Annotated in this window: 19 protein-coding genes; 7 read left to right on the top strand and 12 right to left on the bottom strand. The window is 37.6% G+C overall.

The window, feature by feature from the left end; translation table 11 throughout:
• Positions 1-401 precede the first annotated feature (401 nt).
• Both GQR38_RS09200 and GQR38_RS09205 read left to right on the top strand, forming a co-directional pair.
• Complete coding sequence (locus tag GQR38_RS09200) at positions 402-1,037, top strand: TetR/AcrR family transcriptional regulator (RefSeq protein WP_165721879.1); 636 nt, start codon at positions 402-404, stop codon at positions 1,035-1,037.
• A gap of 49 nt (positions 1,038-1,086) precedes the next feature.
• Positions 1,087-2,079, top strand: a complete 993-nt coding sequence (locus GQR38_RS09205) for an MDR family oxidoreductase (RefSeq protein WP_165721878.1) — start codon at positions 1,087-1,089, stop codon at positions 2,077-2,079.
• A 43-nt stretch (positions 2,080-2,122) separates the two neighbouring features.
• Here the strand turns inward: GQR38_RS09205 and GQR38_RS09210 are convergent, their stop codons facing one another.
• Positions 2,123-2,689 carry a hypothetical protein gene (locus tag GQR38_RS09210; RefSeq protein WP_024593630.1) on the bottom strand — a complete coding sequence of 189 codons (567 nt, stop codon included), beginning with the start codon at positions 2,687-2,689 and terminating at the stop codon, positions 2,123-2,125.
• Between the two features lie 194 nt (positions 2,690-2,883).
• Between GQR38_RS09210 and GQR38_RS09215 the strand changes: the two genes are divergently transcribed.
• A complete protein-coding gene (locus tag GQR38_RS09215; protein WP_007582761.1) occupies positions 2,884-3,300 on the top strand; it encodes a VF530 family protein in 417 nt (138 codons plus the stop codon).
• A gap of 102 nt (positions 3,301-3,402) precedes the next feature.
• On the opposite strand, the gene GQR38_RS09220 is transcribed toward GQR38_RS09215, so the two are convergent.
• Complete coding sequence (locus tag GQR38_RS09220; RefSeq protein ID WP_165721877.1) at positions 3,403-3,834, bottom strand: DUF3859 domain-containing protein; 432 nt, start codon at positions 3,832-3,834, stop codon at positions 3,403-3,405.
• A gap of 206 nt (positions 3,835-4,040) precedes the next feature.
• Between GQR38_RS09220 and GQR38_RS09225 the strand changes: the two genes are divergently transcribed.
• Positions 4,041-5,048, top strand: a complete 1,008-nt coding sequence (locus tag GQR38_RS09225) for a YHYH protein (RefSeq protein ID WP_024593629.1) — start codon at positions 4,041-4,043, stop codon at positions 5,046-5,048.
• Between the two features lie 13 nt (positions 5,049-5,061).
• Positions 5,062-5,586, top strand: coding sequence for a hypothetical protein (locus GQR38_RS09230; protein WP_165721876.1), 525 nt, complete (start codon positions 5,062-5,064; stop codon positions 5,584-5,586).
• 112 nt (positions 5,587-5,698) lie between these two features.
• On the opposite strand, the gene GQR38_RS09235 is transcribed toward GQR38_RS09230, so the two are convergent.
• The 7 genes from GQR38_RS09235 to GQR38_RS09265 form a co-directional block, all read right to left on the bottom strand.
• Entirely contained in the window at positions 5,699-7,516 is a 1,818-nt protein-coding gene (locus GQR38_RS09235; protein WP_165721875.1) for a serine/threonine protein kinase, read from the bottom strand.
• A 198-nt stretch (positions 7,517-7,714) separates the two neighbouring features.
• Positions 7,715-8,164: a hypothetical protein gene (locus GQR38_RS09240; protein WP_165721874.1), complete on the bottom strand. Its 450-nt coding sequence runs from the start codon at positions 8,162-8,164 to the stop codon at positions 7,715-7,717.
• Positions 8,165-8,431: 267 nt separating this feature from the next.
• Positions 8,432-9,091: an NAD(P)H-dependent oxidoreductase gene (locus GQR38_RS09245; RefSeq protein ID WP_007377135.1), complete on the bottom strand. Its 660-nt coding sequence runs from the start codon at positions 9,089-9,091 to the stop codon at positions 8,432-8,434.
• Positions 9,092-9,234: 143 nt separating this feature from the next.
• Complete coding sequence (locus GQR38_RS09250) at positions 9,235-10,038, bottom strand: hypothetical protein (RefSeq protein WP_165721873.1); 804 nt, start codon at positions 10,036-10,038, stop codon at positions 9,235-9,237.
• 393 nt (positions 10,039-10,431) lie between these two features.
• Positions 10,432-10,668 (bottom strand): hypothetical protein, encoded by a 237-nt coding sequence (locus tag GQR38_RS09255; RefSeq protein ID WP_165721872.1) that lies wholly within the window; start codon positions 10,666-10,668, stop codon positions 10,432-10,434.
• A 72-nt stretch (positions 10,669-10,740) separates the two neighbouring features.
• Complete coding sequence (locus tag GQR38_RS09260) at positions 10,741-11,754, bottom strand: DUF5924 family protein (RefSeq protein ID WP_165721871.1); 1,014 nt, start codon at positions 11,752-11,754, stop codon at positions 10,741-10,743.
• Between the two features lie 135 nt (positions 11,755-11,889).
• On the bottom strand, positions 11,890-12,639 hold the full coding sequence (locus tag GQR38_RS09265) for an ATP-binding protein (RefSeq protein WP_165721870.1): 750 nt from the start codon (positions 12,637-12,639) through the stop codon (positions 11,890-11,892).
• Positions 12,640-13,261: 622 nt separating this feature from the next.
• Here GQR38_RS09265 and GQR38_RS09270 point away from each other — a divergent pair.
• Positions 13,262-14,239, top strand: a complete 978-nt coding sequence (locus tag GQR38_RS09270; RefSeq protein WP_165721869.1) for a DUF1852 domain-containing protein — start codon at positions 13,262-13,264, stop codon at positions 14,237-14,239.
• 78 nt (positions 14,240-14,317) lie between these two features.
• Positions 14,318-15,352, top strand: a complete 1,035-nt coding sequence (locus tag GQR38_RS09275) for a methionine synthase (protein ID WP_165721868.1) — start codon at positions 14,318-14,320, stop codon at positions 15,350-15,352.
• An 872-nt stretch (positions 15,353-16,224) separates the two neighbouring features.
• Here GQR38_RS09275 and GQR38_RS09280 read toward each other — a convergent pair.
• The 3 genes from GQR38_RS09280 to GQR38_RS09290 form a co-directional block, all read right to left on the bottom strand.
• Entirely contained in the window at positions 16,225-17,199 is a 975-nt protein-coding gene (locus GQR38_RS09280) for a transposase (protein ID WP_165721867.1), read from the bottom strand.
• A 395-nt stretch (positions 17,200-17,594) separates the two neighbouring features.
• Positions 17,595-18,569, bottom strand: a complete 975-nt coding sequence (locus GQR38_RS09285; protein ID WP_165737976.1) for a transposase — start codon at positions 18,567-18,569, stop codon at positions 17,595-17,597.
• Positions 18,570-19,129: 560 nt separating this feature from the next.
• Complete coding sequence (locus tag GQR38_RS09290) at positions 19,130-19,660, bottom strand: hypothetical protein (RefSeq protein ID WP_165723102.1); 531 nt, start codon at positions 19,658-19,660, stop codon at positions 19,130-19,132.
• Positions 19,661-19,722: the final 62 nt, after the last annotated feature.

Here is a 19,722-nt window from a genome sequence, read left to right on the forward strand (position 1 = left end):
ATCCTCACCTTTTTATTTATATATTGTGTAGCATTAGTGAAATCTACATTTAATGAATAGTTAATAAAAATGTAAAATTCAAATCGTAAAAGCAATTAAATTGTTTGACTTTAACTAAGCTGCTGATGCAAAAATGAATTAACATTTAAAAAAGTAAGTGGTCATACAACATTTAATTTGACCGGTTCGTAAAAACAAATTGGCGATTTAATAATCACTAAAAAGCACTTGTGTGCTTTAATTGTGACCGACTAATATTGACTAAGTTCCGAACAAAAATGTAATCGTGACACTTTTATTTCATTATTTTTAAATTAATAGCACTCACCATATTTGAACTATTTTTAAACAATTTAAATTTACACTTGATTATTTAAAGTCGATCGGTCTAATATGAGTTCATGAACAAAAACACATCAACACCAATACGCCGTGGTCGCCCACCTAAAATAGCCAGAGAAAACGCCGATACAAAAGCGTTACTTATTCGCACAGGTCTAGAAACCCTAACCGAATTTGGTTTTAGTGCCACAGGGCTTGATACTATTTTAAAAAAAGCAGCTGTGCCCAAAGGCTCTTTTTATCATTACTTTAAAAGTAAAGAGGCCTACGGCATAGCGTTAGTTGATGCATACGACTGTTATTTTATTGCCAAGCTTACCCATTACCTACAGCAAGAAGATGTTCCGCCACTTGAGCGAATCGTTAATTTTACCCAAGGCGCAATTAAGGGGATGAAAAAATACGATTACAAACGTGGGTGTTTAGTCGGTAACTTAAACCAAGAGCTCAATCACTTAAGTGAAGAGTTTAAAACCAGATTAATGCAAAGCTACACCACATGGCAAAACCATGTAGAGGTTTGCTTAAACCAAGCTAAGCAACAAGGCACTATTGCAAGCCATGTAAACACGCAATTAATGAGTGAGTACTTTTGGATTGGTTGGGAAGGTGCTGTTATGCGTGCCAAGCTTACTAAATCAAATACCCCACTTACTTTGTATACAGAAATGTTTTTGCGCGCATTATTAACCTAATGCGTTTTTATTTACCAATTAAAAGACGATCGGTCTAAAAGGATATCCCATGAGTAACCCAATTAAAGCCATTGTTATTAATAAAGAAGATAATAACTATAGCGCTTCATTATCAACTATCGAACATAGTGATTTACCAAACGAAAATGTATCTATCGACGTGCTATACAGCACACTTAACTATAAAGATGGCTTGGCAATTACGGGCAAAGGCCCCGTCGTACGTAGTTTTCCTATTGTGCCAGGTATTGATTTAGTGGGTACGGTTACAAATTCCACCAGCGATGAATTTAAAAATGGTGATAACGTAATATTAAATGGCTTTGGTGTAGGCGAAAAACATTGGGGCGGACTTGCTCAAAAAGCGGCACTTAATAGCGATTGGCTGATCCCCTTGCCTACTGGTATTTCACCAAAACAAGCTATGCAGATAGGTACGGCGGGTTACACCGCCATGCTAAGTGTTATAGCGCTTCAAAAACAAGGTATTACCCCTGAGTCTGGCGAAATACTGGTAACAGGTGCCAATGGTGGCGTAGGCAGCTTTGCTATTTATTTATTAAACCAGCTTGGTTATAACGTAACAGCGGCAACGGGTCGATTAGATCAAAGTGAGTATTTAAAAGAGTTAGGCGCTAATCACGTAATTGACAGAAACGAGCTTTCAAACCCTGGTAAGCCTTTGCAAAAAGAGCGTTTTGCAGCAGCAATAGACTCTGTAGGCAGCCATACACTTGCAAACATTTGTGCATCATTAAAATATGGTGGTGTAGTAACCGCGTGCGGCCTTGCGCAAGGTATGGATTTACCAGCATCGGTGGCACCCTTTATATTACGTGGTGTATCTCTTATAGGAATTGATAGCGTAATGCGCCCTAAAGCCGACAGAATTGAAGCATGGGATCGTTTAGCTAAATTAGTAAGCGCCGATTATTTAGATAAAATTTCGACAGAAATATCACTCGAACACGTAATCGATAACGCAGAGCAACTTATGGAAGGTAAAATTCGTGGTCGTGTTGTAGTTAATTGCCAAAGTTAATTAAATAATAAGCCACATAGTAATATGTGGCTTAAACGTTTAACTAGGCACCGAATGCAGCTAATTTTTCAGCTAATTCTGTTTTAGTAATCAAACCCATTTCTTCTTGCTTTTTAAGCTTGCGAATGTTGTCAAAGTTATCTAGTTTTAAACGTGCTTTAGCTAACTTTTCTTCCATTTCTTCTTTAGATAAAACATCAAGTTTTACTGCTTTTTCTAACTTCTCTTTTTCTTGATCATATTCTTTTTGAAAAATTGCTTTTTCTTGAATTATAATTTGATCTTTTATTTTCTTTTCGATTTCAATGGCTTCATCTTCAAGCTCAATCTTTTTCTCTAAAAGAGGTTCTATTCTTGATAAAGGCTCTTGTAAAGCAACTTCAACATTTTCACCTTGGTTAGCTAAAAGGTTCTCAACATATTTTTTACCAATATCTTTGTAACCAATATTAAGCTGACCTTCGATTGAAGTGATTTCTGAACGAATCGCTGAAAGTTTTGCGTTTTCTTTTGCTGAAGTAGCAATATCACTACTTAGTTTTGATGTAGAGTCACTAATATTTGAGCCAATAGTGCTTGCTTGAGTTTTGATCTTATTAAAAAGTCCCATTTCGTAATATTCCTTAATCTTTAATACTATAAATTGGCATCTTGCCGTATTTTATAAAGCTTTTTAATATTACCGATTATTTAAACACGTGTAAATTTTATCTTTCAATTCATTGTATGTGTAGATTTTAGAGTATCAAAACTTATAGATAAAACTTATAATGCAATTTGTATTTTAATAATGAGGCAACACCTATGAGCAACCAAGAACTTTTCAGTAATAACCCACTGCAAGGCGTAAAATTAGAACAAGTGGTTGAAGAGCTGGTTGAACAATACGGGTGGGAACTCCTGCACGCTTATTTACAACTTAACTGCTTTAAAAATAATCCTGATGTTAAGTCTGCGGTTAAATTTTTACGTAAAACACAATGGGCACAAGAAAAAGTAGATAACTTTTACCTTTACCGCCTTAAAAACTTACCTAAGCCTGATGATGTTCAATACGAACTACCACCACGAGATCGTGTGATCCCAGCTGATCATAAACCGGGGGAGCCGTGTGAACTTAGTTTTGTTGATGCTAAACGTATTGTAGAGAAAAAAGAATCTAAGCAACGTGCTCGCGATCGTAAGCAGCGTTCTAATTCTAGTAACCCTTGGGGTAACTAAAAACTTACTAATTTAAGGTTGAAGAGCTGTTTATAAATAGCTCTTCGACTATTTTCTCATTAACTTCAATTATATCCGCCTTACATAGCCAATAAATAACAATTAATATCCTCGATTTTTCCAAAAGTCTGTTTCAGTGCGCTCTGCCTCTAATGCCACATTAAAAGTTTTATCAGCAATGATTTTTCCATTTAATTCAATCGTCATTCGCCAATCACCCAATTTATTTTCTATTGGCAGCCAAAGCGTATCGCCTAAATAAAAGTTCCAATCACTGTTTTTAACGTATACATCGCCTTCAAAAGGATCCATCACATCACCGTTACTACCTGGAATATCAGGATGGTAAATACAATAATGAAGCTTTTCGCCTTTACCTTTTTTGATATTTACGATTAAGCCAAACTCAATATCTACCTCAGCTATTACATTTGTTGTAAATTGCTCTATTTGTGGCAACTCTTTACTTTCACTATCCCACTTAGAGTAAATACCGTGACTTTGTAACGTCACTACAGGTTTTGTTTTAGCCATTAAGGTAGCCTTTTATGTTAGCTATTTTGGCATTAGTTTAACTTTTTGAAATTTTAAAATAAAACACAATCTCATAAAGTTAAATCTCAACTTAGCTTTAATACTCCGCCTATTTACATAATTGCTAATTTGTCATCATTGTTTACACACTATTTGCACAATTGCTGATTATTGTTTGAGTAACTTAATTGATCAGGTAGGCAGCAATGAAACAATACGCACTTAATAATAAAAATCGAAATAGGATAAATGCTTTAAAGCTCACTTCTCTTGCTTTAATTGTTTCATCGTTAGTTGCATGTGGAGGTGGAGAAGGCATAGCTGATAGCTCAGAAACTACAGAAAGCTCATCACAAACCACCACAGATAATGGCACAGGTACCAGCAGTTCAACCCAAAGTGTACTTTGTGAATATAGCTACAGTGAATATAACGAGTCAGAGTCAGTACAAGCCACCAGCGCTGCAGATTGGTCATGCACAGGAACTACACGTGACTTAGCAGCTAATGGCATACCCGATCACGAAGTAGGTACATTCCCTAATGCTGATAACCCAAATACTATTTCTGAACAATCAGTAAATGAAAGCTACACACTTGAGCCTATAGAAACAACACAAGCAACTATGCTTGGTGGTCCTCGTGGAATGATAGGCGTTGTACTTAATGGCATTAAAATAGACGCAGGCACAGGCGGAAGTTGTGATGATTCTGGCACCGATTGCGATTTAGGCGACAACAGCGGCAACTGGAATATAGAAGCCCTAAGCCAAGACACGTTTAGTTTTGGAACAGACGACAACAATGCACATGTACAACCCGATGGCACATATCACTATCATGGTATGCCAGAAGGCTTTGTAGCAATGCGAGGTGGCAATAGCACCACTATGACTCTAATAGGCTGGGCAGCAGATGGCTTTCCTATATATGCACGTTACGGCTATTCAGACTCAAGTGATGCAACTTCAGCCCTAACCGCAATGACCGGTAGCTACCAACACATAACAACCGTAAGCGCAAACCGCCCTTCTACCGATATATACCCATTAGGTACATTTGCACAAGATTGGGAATACGTAGCAGGCTCTGGTGATTTAGATGAATGTAATGGCCGCGTTGGTGTAACGCCTGAGTTTCCTGATGGGATATACCACTACTACGCAACAGACACTTACCCGTTTTTTCAACGCTGTGTTAAAGGCGAAGTTTAGTTAGGAGTAAGCTATGCCTTATATAAAAAGAGGTCTACTGAGTATGACTACTTTGGGTTTGTTGATTATGCCAAATTTAGCAAACGCGCATTTAATGGTTGCAGATCACGGTACGCTGAATTTTGTTGATAATAACGTGTTTATTGTGCTTTCAATCCCTATGTCGGCTTTTAAAGGGGTTGATGAAGATAAGGATGGCAAAGTATCAATAGTTGAGTTTAATGCTCATAAAAAACAAATAAGTAAGCGAGTTAAAAAGAACGTTTATTTAGCAGATCATCAGTATAAATTTACTATTGACGGACTTTTACTAAACCCAGAAGCGTCGCATACACATAAAAGCGACAATATAGACCAAGTAACCATTACTGGGCGCTACTCTTTGCCCAGTAAATTAACCAAAGTTAACTTTAACGTTAAGCTATTTAGTAACAATGAGCACAAGCAGCATTATCAAATAACAGCGACTAATAAAACGCAAAAGCTAACTCATCAATTTGAGCTAACACCAACGTCGCCCTTTAGTAAGGTGTTTTAATAATTAGTAATACTTACCTAATAATTAAGTGACAAAGAGTACAAGTTAAACAAACTTATGCTCTTTTTTATATTTTACTTCTTATTTAATACTCTTTAGTGAAGGGCTCTTTCTATAAAGGTACAAGCTTGGGGTTTTTAGGAAAGTAATGCTCTTCTTGCTGCTCACATAAACTAAACTCACGGGTGTTTTTATATGGGAGTTTCATAAAGCCCGCAACACCAACGTCCGTAATATTTACCGCGTATTGCATTAGTTTATTAAGAAGGCGTTTAAACTCAACCTCTTTACTCGAATCGAGTAAGCGGTAGTAATGGTGAATCTTCATTCTGTCGGGCAGTGCTTCAAAAATAATACACCCCGTATGATGAATTTGGTTAAGCTCAAATACGCACTTAATAACTTTTTTAGGTAGCTGTAGTTGCTCATCAGGGTCTTTACCGTCTTCAAAGTATGAATGCGGGCGAGTTATGTCGTTTGCCTTCATGCTGACTACTTCGTATTCAAGCTCTGGTAGGCTATCAAACTTAAATGCACCCGTGCCATCTCGCTCTAGCTGAATGGTTTTACGGGCATCAAACAAACAACACTTAAATAACCCTTTTTGATTAATCGCTTGCGCAAGCATCACCGTGTTATTAATCGCATCACTAAAGGCATCACCCAATGATTCGTCATGCATAATTAAAGACGATTCAACAAACATCGACTCATCCTTCCAATGAAAACTAAGCCCACCAACAACAGGGTATTTAGCTAATCGGCTTATTGATGCTAAAAATGCTTTTTCGTTATCGCCGGTATCAAACAAAAACTCTTTATAATAACGGTCAAGTTGCGCGTCGTTTATATCTAGTAATTGCTGATTATGATCGGCCTGGCGTAAAAACTGTTTTCGTGAACTATATACAACCGTATCGGGTTGCTCGGCCTTGCCATACCAAAAAGGAATATCTGCTTTTTTTTGTTTTTTATCAAGCTCAGGTAAATACGCTTTAGCCATAGTTGTAATATTACGCATAAAGTAATCACCGGCACCATCACGTTGTGCCTTACTTTTAGAAAGCATGCCATCAATCACTTTAGCCAGCTCTTTTGGGAGCCCTAAGCTGCTTGCAGGGATGGCTTGTGCACCAAAGCGACACGATTGCGCCGACGCTAGCGCATACAACGTAGCGGCTACACCTTGTTCGTCAAATCGTGGGGATGATTGCTCCCCCGACATTTGCGCTTCACCAATAAAGTACACATCGCCCATACGCGCATTAGTTGTACTTAAATCGCCCGACATTAAATCCATAAAGTTACTCGCAACAGGGTTACCATCACTATCGAGCTGTGCATACACAGAGCTGCCCCAATCCACTAACGAAAGCGCATTAGTGTTTGCATCCCAAACAAGGTTTGAAGGTTTTATATCGCCATGCACTATAGGTTGTGGGCTAACGCCGTTTTTGTGACTACGTAAATCAATTAATACATTACGTAACCTAACAGCTAGCGCCATTATTTGCGCGGCACTAAAGCGCCCTGTTTTAAGCGATACTTTTTCAAGGTCCTCTCCAATGGCGCGCGCCATCATTAAAATCCCTTGTTTTTTAATTCGCTCAAAAGCATAAAAGGTAGGCACTAAGGGGTTATTAATTTGCGAAAGCATATACGCTTCGTCTTCTAGGCGGTCGCGTACACTTTGGGCAAGCGTAATACGCGAAAACTTAAATACCCAAGGTAAGCCGTTATCGTCATCACCTGCAAACACAAAACCAAAAGCACCTGAACCAATCATTTCAACGTTTTTGTAGCCCAGCAGTGTTAGCTGCTTAATACAAATATTAAGCCACTGGCGGTGTTTTTTAGCATCGCGGTGCGAAAGCAAATAAACAGATTGCTCTTCGTTGATATAAAAATTGCGGATTTCTTTGGCTTTCAATACAGGTACTCAAACTTATAAAACTAACCAATTATTAGTTTTATGTAATGAGATTACAATAGGTTAAATAAGAGTTTTGAAATCGTTGAATAAAACAGCGCTAAAGTAGCGCCAGAACAGTAAATTTAAGTGTAAACGTTAAAGCTCAAAGTAAGCTTTTGCAATGCACTGTATATAAATACAGTGCATTGCTTTTTGCTAACTTTCAATAACACGAAGCTGCTTAAGTAATGACACATCTATGTGCGTTTGATAATAATATTTATTAGTAGCTCTACCACGGCTCATAAAATCGATAGTTACTCGTTTAGCTTCGCCTGTTACTTCTATTGTTTTATCAATAAAAAAGGTGTCTGCTGGTTGCCCGTATTTACTTTGAAGCTCTGCTACCACATTAGGCTGTATTGATACCGTAATAGAACGCCTGTCGCGATAATCAGTTTCGGTATTTAAATACAACCAACTACCCTGAGCTCCCGCCGCTTTAATATGAAACTGATAAGTACCAGCAACACCCTTTGGTGCACTTTGCTCAGTTAAAGCGATAAGGTTCATATTTGCAGCCGTACTTTGGCTCATTTCAATTTTATGGGGAACAGAACTACATGCACTAAGCGTTAGCACACTTAGTAAGGCTAGATATTTCAAGACACAATTTCCTTGTTTCTTACACCAATTCGCATAATTCAGTAATCTATTTTGAAACAAGAAAATCGTGTCGATAACAAAGCAAAAATTTCGTTATTGAGCTGTTCTATATCAGAAACTTTTAATGCAGTTAGCGATTTAATCCCTTAAATTGATTAACTATTATTGCGAATTGGTATTATGCATTATTAAAAATATGTAGCGTTAATGATACCACTATATGCAGCCATGTTTCTATAATCAATCCAAACAATTAGTTAGCGGGTATTAAGGCGCATTGCGCTGAGAAGGATCTGTTTTAAAGCTTTTTAGCAAACTTTGCGGGTCAACCACCTCGGTATGCTCTTTAGCAGCCTGCGCCCACCATATTAGTTGGCCAAACGTACGTGAGAAATAATTAAACCACGATGATTGACTCTCTCCTGCAACAGGTTTGCCATCCTCACTAAACACATCTTGCGCTTTTGGCACGTGGATCATCGCCGATACCGGTAAACAGCCAAGTTCAGATAAAAAAGTACGCATGCTAATGGCCGCTCTTACGCCACCCCACTGTCCTGCTGAGTAAGTTACTATTGCACTTGGTTTATACGAAAATAGTGAGCTACCAAAATGATTAAGTAAGTCAGCGAGGGCTGGACTCATGCTGTGATTGTACTCAGGACTAATCATTATATAACCATCTGCGGCTTTAATTTTATCAGCTAAAAGAGTGAGCTCTGTAGGTGCATTACTTTTAGCGTATGCAAAATGTGGTTTAAATACGTTTTCGCTAGGAAAATCCAACGCATCAATTAGCTCAAACTCATGATCGCCAAAATGCTCTGTTAAGCATTCTATACAAGCCCTAGAAACCCTTAAACCTAAGCGAGCTGGCTTTGGTGGTGTACTATCGCGTACTGTGCCTAAAAATACTAAAAACTTCATATGTAATTCTCAACTGTGTTTAAACGATAGCTAAACACTAACATTTTTTAGTTATTGTGTATTACACATACGCATGGTTTATTGATTCAAAACATACGAATAATTTAAAAGCTGTAAACTCACCCTCGAAAAGCAAACACGCCCTAGTATTGATAACTTAGCCCTACACCACCCCAAAATATATTTCGAAGTGTCTCGTCACCTACAAAGCGTTTTTCATCTTTATTAACTGCAATGCTATAGCTTGTATATGTGTATAAGGCTAACTGATTAAAAAGCTGATACGACAAGTTTGCAGTAAACTTAACGTTGTTTACTCCGTTGTGCCCATCACTAACATACCCCGCGTTAAACCCCACGCCTGATTGAATATCTACTGATAATAAATCGTTAATATAAAAATCTTTTTTTACTGCCAACTCCAAAAATGTACCGCTGGCATCAAATGAATGATAAACACTACTTAACAACTGAATATCGTCTGCATAGAGATAAGCAAAGTCGAGGCTTAGCTCATTATCGTGAGCATCAATGCCATCTTCGCGAGCTTTAATATAGTTATAACCTACATACATCTCTACTCGCTCAGATAAGTGAGCGGTATAAATGGCATTTAAATTAAGCTCTGAATAATCACTACTAATACCTTTTGCGGCCCAAGGGATCACCGCAAAGTTTTTATAATTAAACTCAGTAGCAATTGATGCAATACCATTACCGGCAAGGTTATCCCGACCTTCGGTTACATATCGGCTTTCCCATAATGGGTGAATATGTAAATCAAACTCTTTATTTTTGTAATTTACGTCAGTATTGGTATGCTTAATATTTCCGCCTACGCCCACTTCAAGCTCTTGATAGTGCTCTTGTGTTTTTGCTTGTGCGTAAGCTGTATTTACTCCCGCTAGAGTCGTAATAACAAATACATATTTTAAATAGTGAGTCATTTATTAAGTCCAAAACCATCATAAATGGTAAAAAGTGGCGCATAGTATTGTTATAAAACGTGTTAGCGCAATAAATGGATGCATATATATTGTTTTATTTATTAGATTTGAAGTATTTACTAAGTATTACCCATAAACTACAAGTTGCAATTAGCTCGGATTTCAACCAACAAACCAAAGCTATATACGCACCGAGCAATGCTCTAGCAGGTACTTAATTTAATAGTAAAATGATAGTTATAGTACTCACGGTGAGGTGTTCCCTATTGCAAAAACAGGAAAAGTATAAGAAGGAAGTGTAAAAAAGTGCGGTAAAGGGGAAAACTATAAGCAGCAATAACTCATTAAGCTGCTTATTATTCTTAAAATTATTAACCTAATTTGTTGGCCAGTTTAGTGACTTAAATAAGCCATAACGGCAAAGAGTGCAACATAAAAACAAAAACCGAGTAAGAAGATTAAGTCGACTCTTCTAGCTTTACTCGCTTTATAAGATGCAAAATCCTTAAACTCGCTTTTATACTGCCCAAACGTTACCACTTTTAATAGCAGCCAGCCGGTCGAGTAAAATAAAAAGCTCAAACCAGTATCAACTATTAGCCAAATAAAAATATCAAATGCAATACTCATTAACTATGTCCATTAGTTTGGAATGCAAAAACTATATCAGCTATGTGTTTAAAATACAGCCAGCTAAGTTAATTAAGGTGTAACAGTAAATTTCGTTAAACCTATTAACTGACCTGATTCGGTGACTACTTTTACTTGCCACTTACCAACAGAGTCACTAGGGAAATTTACTTTGTGTGTCCACGCTCTATAACCTAGTTCTCTCCCACCGTTTATATTTAACGTGATCCGATCAACTTCTTTTTTATTATGAAGCCACACATGAAATATTTTTTCGTTTAAGCCTCTTGGTGCTTTAACAGCAGTCCAACTATATAAACCTTGATGGTGCAGCGTATAAGAATCTAAATGTTTAATACTCCCTACTGGCTTTTTATGCTGTAAATCAACTTCATGAGCTAACGTAATATCGGTTAATCGCAGTGCTGCAGGAGGCACATAGCTTCTTAATTGCCACACTGCTGTGCTTAAAGCACATAAAATCAATACAAGAATAGGAAAACGCCACCAGCGAGCATTAGGCATTAAATTGTTTAAACTCGGAAGAGTAACCACTACAGCAGTTACAAGTGCGGCAGCTAAACTTTGGCTCGTTGTAAGGTTTAACAAAATAGGTAACGTAACAAGCAAAACAACAAATAAAGCAAAGTTATGAAACACGCTAAATAGCGTGCGGTTTCTAGCAAGTTTTTTATAATAAAAGGGATCGATAACCGATATAACTGCACACAAAGCAATAAGGGAAGTAAAAATTGCTTGAGGATGATTCCACTGCGTAACCGCTAAAAAAAATGGCAACGCAAAAAATAGGCTTTCTTGCTGCACCATTTGTAGCGCAAAACGCATTACATTAGGCGATACCGCTACACCAAACTTTTCTTCTACTTTATCACGCAGCCAATTATCAATAATTAGCCACAACCAACTAATAAGTAAAAATATCGCAATAAATTGCGAAAAAGACTCTTTTCTGTCTACAAGTGCAAAGCTAGCAACGCCCGACAAAAACGCCAACACAGCCAATAATCCAGGCCGCTTTTGCATCGCGCTTATAAATTTAGCGATTATATTTTTACAGTAATCCATGTATGAGTGTTTCCGTACGGGTTCGTACTTTATTATTTTTATTCAGAGTATGATTAGTTTAACTAAGTTTAAATGAACAACAGATAGATGGATGGATTCAAACGCGTCATTTACCAGTAAATCAAACTAACCATTTTAATTAAATAAAAGCCCGGCATAGCGCGTCATTGGTACGTTTATTAATTTTTGTAACGCGTGAGCCTTAGCAAGTAATTCGTCTTCACTAAGTGCAGGCATTTTATTGTTAAAAGCGAACACAATTTTATTACCGCCTTCAATAATAAAACTAAGAACCTTTCCTGCAAATTCTTTCTCAAGTAGTTGATCAAACACTTCCCTTTGCCCAATTTTGGTATGGCAAATATTAAGTACTAAAACACCATCTAAAGTGAGCGCATTTTTACAATCACGTAAGTAGGATGATTGCACCTGATCTGACTCCATCCCTTCTGAGCTATATAAATCAGAAAAAATAACGTCCGTTTTTATCTGCGTTTTTTTCATGTAGTTTGCCGCATCATCAATATGAATAAACAAACGTTCTGACACAGGGACTTCAAAATATTTTATAGCCATATCAGCAACGGCTTTGCGGTATTCAACGGTATGTATAGTCAGTGCAGGAAACGCATGATAAAGACTTTTTGCTATAGAGCCCGCCCCAAGTCCCATTATCATCGCGGTTTTTAAGTGCGGAATAAAAAAAAGCGCAGCCATCATAGCTTGCGTATAAGCTAAGCTTAACCCGTTAATATTATTTAATTTAATACAGCTTTGATAAATTTTTCCGTCAAAGCTGAGAATAAGATTCTTTTTTGTTTCATATACATAAACAGGGCCATGCTCATCAATAGTTGATGCAATACAAGTGCCTTTGATATCCACGAATACTCAATAGGTGAGGTGATGAAAAACGAGTATAACTTACTTAACGCACTGGCATTGCCATTAATATGGTTTATAGCCTTTTATTAATTTACAAGCATTTATATACGTACTCAAAAAAGTCGGTTTATCTTTTGAGATTAGATTAGCTAAGGTATCTACTTATATAGCTAGATGGAACTTACCCGTGACGACATTTATTATAAACAGCGACGCAATATGCTAAAAACTTAACTAACATACTGATATAGCTACAAAAAAACTATTTGAATATTCCTCATGTTCAACATGAATAAAGTACACACCAACGACAAGGAAGTCTAAACGGCTAAACATCCATCCTTTATTTTTACCGATTTATGCCTTTTTCTCGCCAATTGCTACGTAATCGAATCTAACAATAGTGATTAATGAATATGACTCATGTTTTATGTGAAATTAAACCGTTTTTCTTCATATACCAATCAACGTATAAATTACTCATCCCTTAGCGCTAAACACTATTACTAACAACTTAAAGCTGCTGAATACCTAAACCAGCTAAGCCAGCTAAGTAAGTTGCAAGGCTAATAGAGCGCAGAGCATCAATCAGGTTTAAATTATAAAATTGGATATAAACACGATGAAAAAAGATTTTACATTTAATATTAAGAGCGTTTCACTCGACGAAAATTATCATCCATCAACTAATACGCGTATCACAACCAACTTTGCTAATTTAGCCAGAGGTGAGTACCGCAAAGCAAACTTACGTAACGCCTTAAACATGATTAACAACCGTTTTAATGCCCTAGCCCACTGGGATAACACCAAAGGTGAGCGTTATGCTGTTGAGCTTGAAATTATCTCTGTTGAAATAGGTATTGAAGATGGCGGCGAAAGCTTCCCCTCTATCGAAATATTAAAAACAAATATTGTTGACCATAAAACTAATAAGCGTATTGAAGGCATTGTAGGAAACAACTTTTCATCGTATGTACGCGACTACGATTTTAGCGTTCTCCTACAAGAGCACAATAAAGGCAAGCCTCAATTTAGCATTCCAGATGACTTTGGGGTTTTACATGGCAAGCTATTTCAGTCATTCGTAAATTCGGATACATACAAACAAAACTTTAAAAAACCACCGGTTATATGCCTAAGTGTGTCAGATAACAAAACCTACAACCGCACCGAAAACCAGCACCCGGTACTTGGCGTTGAATACGAACCAAATGAATCGTCTTTAACTGAGCAATACTTCAAAAAAATGGGCTTACAGGTACGTTATTTTATGCCACAAAATAGCGCCGCGCCTTTAGCATTGTTTTTCTTTGGTGATTTACTTAATGATTACAGCAATCTTGAGCTTATAAGCACCATTAGTACGATGGAAACGTTTCAAAAAATCTACAGACCAGAAATTTATAATGCCAATGCAACAGCGGGTAAATCATATAAACCAAACTTAAAAAACTTGGATCACTCACTAACGCAAATTGTGTATGACCGAGAAGAGCGCGGCAAGTTAGCGAATGAGCAAGGCAAGTTTGCACAAGAGCATTTTATCAAGCCGTACCAAACGGTTCTTGAGCAATTCTCTACTCGCTATCTGTCATAACAACTAATAGTAACAACCAGTAATAACGCGCTTAACGCTACGTTTAATAATTAACTAAAATATACGGCATTATTTATTATGAAAAAATTACTACCTACATCTACCGCTGGCAGTTTACCTAAGCCTTTATGGCTTGCAGAGCCAGAAACACTTTGGTCACCTTGGAAATTACAAGGTGATGAATTAACTCAAGGCAAACACGACGCCCTACGCTTGTCATTATTCGACCAGCAACAAGCAGGCATTGATATTGTTAGCGATGGCGAGCAAACAAGGCAGCATTTTGTAACTACATTTATAGAGCACCTAAATGGCGTTGATTTTGAAAAGCGCAAAACAGTAAAAATTCGTGACCGATACGACGCAAGTGTACCTACCGTTGTGGGCCCTGTTAGCCGTCAAAAGTCTGTGTTTGTTGAAGACGCCAAGTTTTTACGCAAGCAAACCAAGCAACCAATAAAATGGGCATTGCCAGGCCCAATGACAATGATTGACACGCTTTACGATGACCATTATAAAAGCCGCGAAAAACTAGCGTGGGAATTTGCCATAATTCTCAATCAAGAAGCAAAAGAGTTAGAAGCCGCAGGCGTTGATATTATTCAATTTGACGAGCCCGCGTTTAATGTATTTTTTGATGAAGTAAACGACTGGGGAATTGCCTGTTTAGAGCGCGCAATTGAAGGGCTCAAATGCGAAACCGCCGTGCATATTTGCTATGGCTACGGCATTAAAGCCAATACAGATTGGAAAAAAACACTAGGAAGCGAATGGCGCCAGTACGAAGAAGCATTCCCTAAGCTTCAGCAATCTAATATCAATATTATCTCATTAGAGTGCCATAACTCACATGTACCAATGGATTTACTAGAACTCATTCGCGGTAAAAAAGTAATGGTAGGCGCTATTGATGTAGCAAATCATACTATCGAAACGCCAGAAGAAGTAGCTAATACGCTACGTAAAGCACTCCAATTTGTAGATGCCGACAAACTCTACCCATGTACAAACTGCGGCATGGCTCCACTACCTCACCATATAGCTAACGGCAAATTAAATGCCTTGAGCGCAGGGGCAGAAATTATAAGAAAAGAATTACTAGAAGAGAATTAGAAAAGTAGCTTTAAAATACAAATTGTAAACAATAACAGCTGTCGCACCATGCCATAGTAAAATTCATAAACATGGTGCGTTAGTTAAAATCTACTAACAAAGTTTAGGTTAGATATTTAATTTTTTTTATTAAAAAGCTCTAACCTATTTTTTGAAAAATCGATAACTGCTTGCTGGCTGAACAAGATTGGTTTGTTAGGTGCGCTGTTCATTTAAACTGAATCTTGTTTCTTACAAGTTCAAAAATACACGCCCCAGTTAAAACTGCATATACACCTAGAATAAAGTAAAACATAGTTGGGCTGGTTTCAAGTGAGTAATCTTCGCCTCCTTTGGGAGAAACTTGACCAGTAAGTAGATCGTGAATGAAGAGAAAGGTAAAAAATAGACCACAAGAAACCAAAAGTATCTTGTCAGATTTTGAGTGTTTTTTCATAAACTATTTTCAGCCAATTTTCCTTTTGAGAAGCTTTAGCAAAATTCGAAACAACTGCCTTTTGCTTGTAGCACCTAACAATTTTGTCTACGATATTTGTCGTTTTATAAACCGACAAATGTCCACATATCACAATGCATTTATCTTAACCATCAAATAAACACCTGTAAACAATTAGTTAACTTTAAGGTTTTTTCCTTAATGTAGAAATACACAGAAACAAATACAAACCTGACAGCCACCTTAATCGAACAAACAAAACTGTGCCACTAAATTAGCCAATCAGGTTCAAAATTTATCTTTGATTACTGGGTCACTTTCATTTCATCTAATAAATAAGTCATTAGCACGCTAAAACCTGAATTACACGCATGATAATAACTACATAATTACAGTTTTAATGTTTACTGAATGGTTTTACTGAGTAGTTTAAGTTTTATGCGAGTAACTTTTCGCAGTTGCTAATATTTGTTCGCCGTTTCCGCTTTAAATGTTCACAGTAACTTGCTTGTGAAGTGGGCCTACCTACTGCACCATGGAATACGCGCGTAAATTGTGTGGTGAGTTTTAACCAGTTTTCGGGGGATATATTAAGTCTTTCTAGCAAAGGAAGGTTCATATTATCAATGTGCCCGCGTTTATCCTCTCGTATTATTCGCCCTGTTAACTCAACAAGTTCAAGGTACGATTTAAGCTCAAACGGCAGCCCTTTAGGCATAATCTGACGTGGCATACCTGCAAAACGTAGTAACTGTTTAGGCTGTTTACCTTCTGTCGCGCATGTTAAGCGCTTTTGTACACTGGTATGGTCTGACTCTTCTGGTGTATTAGCCATTTTAGCCCTAATGGGATTTAAATCGACATAGGCCATACACGCTGCAAGTGCTGCTTCATCTAGTAATGCTTGCGATTTGAATCTACCCTCCCAGAATCGTCCTGTGCAGTTATCTTCTTTATTTGCTCTACGCGCAATGTCTTCATTTAATAGCCGCATAAACCAGCTAATACTTGCTAGGCGTTCGCGGTATTGTTTAACCGTTTGGTTGAAAAAGATGAGTTCAACTTTACTTAGCTTTTCACCTTGTACATATTTTTGCGTTAACACTGTGCCTTTACACAGTTTATGCCAGCGAATAACAATCGCTTTATCATTCAGCCTGTTTGCTTTCTTATCATCTACATATAGTACCAAATGAGTGTGATTACTCATTACGGCATAAGCACATACATCAATACAAAATATTTTTGCGAGCATAAGTAACTTATCTTCAACCCAACCTTGTCGATGCTCGTAGGATTGACCAGTAAAACGGTCTTCGCCACATAAAAATGCACGACGAACACAGCGTGAAATACAGTGATAGTATTTTGTATCAACCAAACTTACTTGACGCTTTCTTGCGATTGCCATAAGACACCCTGCTCGTTTTTTGTACTAAACAAAGGCTAGCCTCTAACTCCGTAAAGTGCAAAATTAAGATGGGTGTCTTGTTTATTTATCTTGTTTATTTAGATGCCAACATAAAAATGCACGTCGCACGCACCGCGAAATACAATGGTAGTATTTTGTATCAACCAAACTTACTTGACGCTTTCTTGCAATCACAAACTAAACAAGACAGCCACTCTATTTTTAATCTGGCTATTCACTTTTAGGTTGAGAATTTATCTTTTAATATTGGGTTACTTTTATTTCATCCATTAAATAAGTCATTAGCACGTTAAAACCTGAATTACACGCATGATAATAACTACATAATTGCAGTTTTAATGTTTACTGAATGGTTTTACTGAGTAGCTTAAGTATTATGCGAGTAGCTTTTCGCAGTTGCTAATATTTGATCGCCGTTTCCGCTTTAAATTTTCACAGTAACTTGCTTGTGAGGCTGGCCTGCCTACTGCACCATGAAATACGCGCGTAAATTGCGTAGTCAGTTTTAACCAGTTCTCTGGGGAGATATTAAGCCTTTCTAACAAAGGTAGGTTCATGTTATCAATATACCCGCGTTTATCCTCTCGTATTATTCGCCCTGTTAGCTCAACAAGTTCAAGGTACGATTTAAGCTCAAACGGCAGCCCTTTAGGCATAATCTGACGTGGCATACCTGCAAAACGTAGTAACTGTTTAGGCTGTTTACCTTCTGTCGCGCATGTTAAGCGCTTTTGTACACTGGTATGGTCTGACTCTTCTGGTGTGTTAGCCATTTTAGCCCTAATGGGATTTAAATCGACATAGGCCATACAAGCTGCAAGTGCTGCTTCATCTAGTAATGCCTGCGATTTGAATCGGCCCTCCCAGAACCTACCAGTGCAGTTATCTTCTTTATTTGCTCTGCGCGCAATGTCTTCATTTAAGAGCCGCATAAACCAGCTGATACTTGATAAGCGTTCGCGGTATTGTTTAACCGTTTGGTTGAAAAAGATGAGCTCAACTTTACTTAACTTTTCACCTTGTACATATTTCTGCGTTAACACTGTGCCTTTACACAGTTTATGCCAGCGAATAACAATCGCTTTATCATTCAGTCTGTTTGCTTGATTATCATCTACATACAGGACTAAATGAGTGTGATTACTCATAACAGCATAAGCACACACATCAATACAAAATACCTTTGCTAATTCAAGCAGCTTATCTTCAACCCACCCTCGTCGATGCTCGTAAGATTGACCAGTAAAACGGTCTTCTCCACATAAAAATGCACGACGAACACAACGTGAAATACAGTGATAGTATTTTGTATCAACCAAACTTACTTGACGCTTTCTTGAAATTGCCATAAGACACCCTGCTCGTTTTTTGCACTAACTAAAACGTAGTCCTAAATTTTGAAAAGAGCAAAATTTAGGATGGGTGTCACTGTTAATTTGTGGAACGCCTTTGGATCTCTCAAGTTCTCAATACATCTATTTATACATGCCACGGCTTGAAAACTCCGCTGACTCTCTACAGCCTAACCAATACGGCTGTTTTGCATGGACTTCGGTAGCGTTGCAAACCTCGTCAGTCAGATCTAATATTTATCGGAGCGATACCAGCACTTCAGGGCCACGATAGCCCCTATGGCCTACATAATTCTCTGTGTACGCTTCACCAATATTGTTCGTGTGATGCAGTCCTCACTGCTGAAAAGCATTTGCTAATCCCACACTCCGCCAAAGGCGCAACACTCGATACAGGTGGTTGGTTAAACCTTACCTGACAGGGACTTACACCCTGCAAGATGCATCAAGCTTCGCTTGACGCACCAACGCCCCACTAAGGGGCTAATAAATAGTTGGCTAAAATAGCGAACGAAGTGAGACTAGCCAACTGTTTTTAGTCCCGCTTAAGTGGCTTGTTAGGTGTATGTTTGCCAAATTAGAGAGTACATTATAAAAGTTGAAAACGTCGCATAAATAAAAATACCAAACCAAAAACCACCAGGCGAATCACTACGTTTTACCGTGATTGATTTAATTTCTATTTCTCCCATTTTTATAGAGTGAATACAATAAATAAGTAAAAAGGGACATAAAAATAAAAACACTATGGTTGCTATAAAATTACCGTATCCTTCAGCTTGTGGAGTAAACACAAATGCCAATAGTGTACAGGTACAACCTAAAATAAAAATAGTTTTCAATAATCTGGAAGTATCCAACTTTAATTCAGATATTAATTTGACTATAACTCCATCACCTCTTTTAAGAGTTTGAGCCTTTGGATTTTGGCTAAACCTAACTTTAGGGGGGATTCCTTTTTTTCTATTATCTATTTCTTGTAGTAAGACTTGGTATCTCTCAGGGTATTTAACTTGATCAATATGCTGTAAACAATCTAATAGTTCCTCAAGACTATATTCAGAATAAATTGGCTCAGAAGTTAACACTAAGTACACCTAACGCCGTTTTAAGCGGCAAATTACAGTTGGCTAAAATAAGTGAGGCACGA

Origin of the sequence: Pseudoalteromonas sp. c7(2019) (assembly GCF_011378625.1) — a bacterium.
In the GTDB taxonomy this organism is placed as follows: domain Bacteria; phylum Pseudomonadota; class Gammaproteobacteria; order Enterobacterales; family Alteromonadaceae; genus Pseudoalteromonas; species Pseudoalteromonas arctica.